The organism is Chitinimonas sp., assembly GCF_041904975.1.
In the GTDB taxonomy this organism is placed as follows: Bacteria; Pseudomonadota; Gammaproteobacteria; order Burkholderiales; family Chitinimonadaceae; genus Chitinimonas.
Genome location: NZ_JAYRLZ010000287.1, coordinates 1 through 5,132, shown reverse-complemented (window position 1 = coordinate 5,132; position 5,132 = coordinate 1). Strand labels below are relative to the sequence as shown.

The 5,132-nt window shown below is 56.2% G+C and carries 7 protein-coding genes; 4 read left to right on the top strand and 3 right to left on the bottom strand.

The features are described 5' to 3' along the window. From ACE3OH_RS19050 to ACE3OH_RS19035, 4 genes are all read left to right on the top strand, one after another. Positions 1–570 (top strand): DUF817 domain-containing protein (locus tag ACE3OH_RS19050; protein WP_374356918.1); only part of this gene is annotated, 570 nt, incomplete at its 5' end. Then, positions 557–1,027 (top strand): N-acetyltransferase family protein, encoded by a 471-nt coding sequence (locus ACE3OH_RS19045; protein WP_374356916.1) that lies wholly within the window; start codon positions 557–559, stop codon positions 1,025–1,027. The genes ACE3OH_RS19050 and ACE3OH_RS19045, both read left to right, overlap by 14 nt. Before the next feature lie 192 nt (positions 1,028–1,219). Further along, complete coding sequence (locus tag ACE3OH_RS19040) at positions 1,220–1,669, top strand: GNAT family N-acetyltransferase (RefSeq protein WP_374356914.1); 450 nt, start codon at positions 1,220–1,222, stop codon at positions 1,667–1,669. A 152-nt stretch (positions 1,670–1,821) separates the two neighbouring features. Beyond that, positions 1,822–2,208 (top strand): hypothetical protein, encoded by a 387-nt coding sequence (locus ACE3OH_RS19035; protein WP_374356912.1) that lies wholly within the window; start codon positions 1,822–1,824, stop codon positions 2,206–2,208. A 129-nt stretch (positions 2,209–2,337) separates the two neighbouring features. Here the strand turns inward: ACE3OH_RS19035 and ACE3OH_RS19030 are convergent, their stop codons facing one another. The 3 genes from ACE3OH_RS19030 to ACE3OH_RS19020 all read right to left on the bottom strand — a co-directional run. Then, the gene (locus tag ACE3OH_RS19030) at positions 2,338–2,907 is read right to left on the bottom strand and encodes a polymorphic toxin-type HINT domain-containing protein (RefSeq protein WP_374356910.1); all 570 of its coding nucleotides are present in this window, start codon (positions 2,905–2,907) and stop codon (positions 2,338–2,340) included. Positions 2,908–3,019: 112 nt separating this feature from the next. Next, positions 3,020–4,156: a PilT/PilU family type 4a pilus ATPase gene (locus tag ACE3OH_RS19025; protein ID WP_374356908.1), complete on the bottom strand. Its 1,137-nt coding sequence runs from the start codon at positions 4,154–4,156 to the stop codon at positions 3,020–3,022. Between the two features lie 116 nt (positions 4,157–4,272). Next, a partial coding sequence (locus tag ACE3OH_RS19020) for a type IV pilus twitching motility protein PilT (RefSeq protein WP_374356906.1) occupies positions 4,273–5,132 on the bottom strand: 860 nt, incomplete at its 5' end.

Below are 5,132 nucleotides of genomic sequence, written 5' to 3'. Positions count from 1 at the left end.
AGCCTGTTCCATGTCGTCGGTTTTGTGCTTGAAGTGTTCAAAACCTCGTCCGGCATCAAATCCTGGTCCTACCCCGACTTTGCCTATACCAAGGTATTGGGTGTGCCGCTGTTTTCCGGCTTTATGTATGCCGCAGTCGGCAGCTATATCATCCAGGCTTGGCGCATTCTCAATGTGCGGGTGGTGCACCATCCGCCTTACTGGATGGTGTCGCTGGTGGCGCTGGCCATTTATGCCAATTTCTTTACCCACCACTTTATCGGCGACTATCGCTGGTATATCGCCGCCTGCGCACTGGGCCTGTATGCGCGTTCCACCGTGATCTTCCAGCCGCTGGACCGCGACCGGCGCATGCCCTTGCTGCTTTCGTTCGTGCTGATCGGCTTCTTTATCTGGCTGGCGGAAAACATCAGCACCTTTTTCGGCATCTGGAAATACCCGAACCAGCTCGGCGCCTGGTCGCATGTGCATCTGGGCAAATGGAGCTCATGGTCGCTGCTGGTGATCATGACCTTTGCCATCGTCGCCCACCTCAAACACGTCAAGGCCACCATCCATGTCCCGCAATGAACTACTTATCCGCCCGGTCGTGCCAGGCGATGCACTGCGCTGGCGCGAGCTGTGGGACGGCTACTGCCGCTTTTACGAGCGCAGCAGCGATCAGGCCGACGCCATTGCCGAGCATACCTGGAAACGCATACTCGACCCGCACTCTCCTGTTCATGCCATCGTGGCCGAGCATGCGCTGCATGGCGTGGTGGGCATGGCCAATTACCTTATCCACGAAAACACCGCCACCCTGAGCCCGGTCTGCTATCTGCAAGACCTGTTCGTCGACCCGCAACAACGCGCCGGCGGCGTAGGCCGGGCGCTGATCGACTGGCTGGTGGCAGAATCGGCAAGGCAAGGCTGGTCGAGACTGTATTGGAACACCCGCGAAAACAATTACCGCGCCCGTGGGCTGTATGACCAATACACGCCACATAGCGGCTTTGTGCGCTATGTGCTGAATTTGCCGGGGCGCTGAAGGCTGGCGGCCTGGGTTGAAGGCATGAAAGCCCAGCGGCAGTGAGGCGAAATCCGGTTAGTCCAGGCTACTCGCTGAAACTCGGCCCAGGCACTTCGGTATTCTGTAACCAGCGCAAAAACGCCAGCGAGGCTGGGCGTTACATTGGCTTTTGCGGCCTTATCAACCCTTGAAGCATCGGCGTTCAAGACCATGAATACCCTCCACATACGCCGGGCATCAGATCGCGATGCCGCCGCCATTGAAGATCTTTACCAACAGCTTGTTTCCAACCCTGCGCTTGCAGTCTCACCCGAGCATCTGGCTAAACTCCAGGCATCGGAACACCATGTGGTATTGGTAGCCGAGCAAGGCGATCAGGTTTGCGGCACTGCCCTTCTCTCGCTTTGCGAGGACATCATGTTTGGCACGCAACCCTTTGCCGTCGTCGAGAATGTCATCGTCAATGAAGCGTACCGCTCGCAAGGCATTGGAGCTGCGCTGTTTCGAGAAATAGAAGCGCATTGCAAACGGGCCAATTGCTCCAAGATCATGCTGCTCAGTTCCGCCCAGCGCAGCGAAGCACACCAGTTCTTCGAGCAGCTAGGTTTTAGCGGCACATCCAAGCGCGGCTTTGTCAAATACCGCCGGCAGTTTGGCTAGGCTGCCCGCCCGCTCGACACCGCGTGTCATCGCCCCCGATCGCCAGACACCACCGGGCAGGCTTACCAGCTATAACAAGGTGTCGTCTGCTGTCTTCCCGATCTGTGCCCAAGGGCAGGCGGGCAGATGCTTTATCCCCACCGGAGAAAATCATGAAAAAGCTGATCGCCGCATTGGCCGCCCTGAGCCTCAATTGCACGCCCGCACTTGCTGCATCCCCTCTGGATTCCGGCAAAGCCGTGGCTGCGCAAGCGCGCACGCAGGGCAATGCGTTTGCTGCCGTCAACACCGTGCTGGTGGTCTGCGCCAAGTCGCCTTATCCCGGTGGCGTGGCCTGCCAGGCGCCGATCGATATGGGCAGGCTGTACACCAATGATGCCTTGCAAGCCGCATTCACCCAGTACGCCTGCACCCAGGCGCCTGGCGGACCGCTGTATTTCTGCACCGGTGGCGGGTTGTTTGGTGCCATCTATGTATTCAACTTTACCGATGGCAGCGGCGCCAGCACCATTATTTATGTGCTGGGCAATACGGTGTAAGTACCCTAGATTGCGCACCAAACAAAAGCGCCCGATAATAATCGGGCGCTTTATAAAAATGAAAAACTCAGCTGCGCGGCATTATATTTTTTAAACAATGTTTCTATCGCCGAAAGCATACACTTAATCTCACCTTGCAAAATGGTTAGGCATTTCAGCCTTGGCATGCACCCAAGCACCAGTTAGCCCCACAAAGTAAGTATGAAAATCCTCAACATCCAAATTGTGCACAAAGTGACCAAAAGGATTTCTTGGTAGCTTTTCCAGCGTAGTGATTGACGCCCATTGGACTTGCGTTTTACAAAAATCCTTACTCAGACCGTGCAGCTCCCGAAAGCAATCATCAAGCGGGGCAGGATCACATATTTGCAGCTTATCTTCCAACTGCAAATCTCGAACCTCGACCCATCCTTTATTTCTAATCCAAAATGGGTGTTCACCGGTTGCAACCACGCTGCAATGAAGCATTCCGGTGTCTTCCCAGACACTTGGAATATCCCAACCAACCAGATAGACCTCATCAACTTCATGTTCATACGTTTTTATGACACGGCGATAGTCTTGCTCGCCAGTAATTTCCGAGCGAGCCAATACCAAATCGCCAACCCGTATATCTCGGATTGACGATCTACCCCGCGGCGTTCGTACATAAGTATCACCACCAAAGCATGTTCCCGCACCAAACAGCGAAATTTTCATGATGCTAAATCAGTACTCCCAAAGCACGTCACCCCTTCACTCAGCCGTGCAAACTATCCAGAGCCCCAAACAAAACGGCCGCATTCGCGGCCGCCTTTCAATAACAGCCGAATCAAACAATATCCAGATGATCCAACCCAGCCAGAATATCCTTGCCCTTTGATTCCTTGGAATCGAGCTTGATCTTCAGGCGCAAATCATTCACCGAGTCGGCATTACGCAGGGCGTCTTCGTAGCTGATCTTGCCGCCTTCATATAGATCGAACAGCGCCTGGTCGAAGGTTTGCATGCCCAATTCGCGGCTCTTGGACATGATTTCCTTGATCTCGTGCACATCGCCCTTGAAGATCAAATCGGAAATCAGTGGTGAATTGAGCATCACTTCCACCGCTGCGGCACGGCCCTTGCCGACGCGTAGTGGGATCAGTCGCTGCGAGATAAAGGCCTTGAGGTTAAGGCTCAAGTCCATCAGCAGCTGGGCGCGGCGCTCTTCCGGGAAGAAGTTGATGATACGGTCCAGCGCCTGGTTGGCGCTGTTGGCGTGCAGGGTGGCCATGCACAGGTGGCCGGTTTCGGCAAAGGCCACCGCATAGTCCATGGTTTCGCGGTCGCGGATTTCACCGATCAGGATCACATCGGGCGCCTGGCGCAGGGTGTTCTTCAGCGCGTTATGCCAGTTGTCGGTATCCACCCCCACTTCGCGCTGGGTGACGATGCAGTTCTTGTGCTCGTGCACATATTCCACCGGGTCTTCGATGGTGATGATATGGCCATAGCTGTTTTCATTGCGAAAACCGATCATCGCCGCCAGCGAGGTCGATTTACCCGAGCCGGTGCCGCCAACAAAGATCACCAGGCCGCGCTTGGCCAGTGCCACATCCTTGAGTACCGGCGGCAGCCCCAGATCATCGAATTTCGGGATTTCGGTGGTAATGGTCCGCAGAACCAGGCCGATACGGCCCTGCTGCTGGAAGGCATTGCAGCGGAAACGGCCAATGCCGCCGGGGCTGATGGCGAAATTACATTCCTTGGTGGCTTCGAATTCTTCGGCCTGCCTGTCGTTCATCACTGCCCGCGCCAGCTCCTTGGTGTGTTGGGTGCTGAGCGCCTGGCTGGACACCGGGGTGAGCTTGCCGTCTATCTTCATCGCCGGCGGAAAGTCGGCGGTAATGAACAAGTCCGATGCATTCTTTGCGCGCATCAGGCGCAGCAGATCGTGCATGAACTTGGTCGCTTGTTCTTTTTCCATCGTCCTGTCCTTTTGCAGGCGCAGCGCCCGCCTATCGTTCGATTTCCGTCCTCGCGCCCAAAACCCTGCGCCAAGCACCGCTCATTATGCACGTAGCATAATGAAAAACACGCAGCCTAGCGGAAGTTGTCCGGATTGGCTGCCTTGCCGCGTGCTTCGGCATTGGTGATCATATTGCGGCGCACCAGATCGGTCAGGCACTGGTCCAGGGTCTGCATGCCGTACTGGCTGCCGGTCTGGATCGATGAATACATCTGCGCGATCTTGTTTTCGCGGATCAGGTTACGAATGGCCGGAATACCGATCATGATCTCGTGCGCAGCGCAACGGCCATTGCCGTCCTTGGTCTTGAGCAGCGATTGCGAGATCACCGCGCGCAGCGATTCGGACAGCATCGAGCGGACCATTTCCTTTTCAGCCGCCGGGAACACGTCAACAATACGGTCCACCGTCTTGGCGGCCGAACTGGTGTGCAGGGTACCGAACACCAAGTGGCCGGTTTCAGCGGCTGACAGCGCCAGGCGAATGGTTTCCAGGTCACGCATTTCACCCACCAGGATCACGTCCGGGTCTTCGCGAAGGGCCGAGCGCAGGGCGTTGGCAAAGCTCAGGGTATGCGGGCCCAATTCACGCTGGTTGATCAGGCATTTTTTCGACTCATGCACGAATTCGATCGGGTCTTCCACGGTGAGGATATGGCCGTACTCGTTTTCGTTGATGTAGTTGACCATGGCCGCCAGGGTGGTCGACTTGCCCGAGCCGGTCGGGCCGGTCACCAGCACGATGCCGCGCGGATTCTCGGCAATCTCCTTGAACACCTTGGGCGCATTGAGGTCTTCCAGCGACAGTACCTTGGACGGAATGGTACGGAACACCGCACCGGCGCCGCGATTCTGGTTGAAGGCATTGACGCGAAAACGGGCCAGATTGGGAATCTCGAACGAGAAGTCGCATTCCAGCGTTTCTTCATACTGCT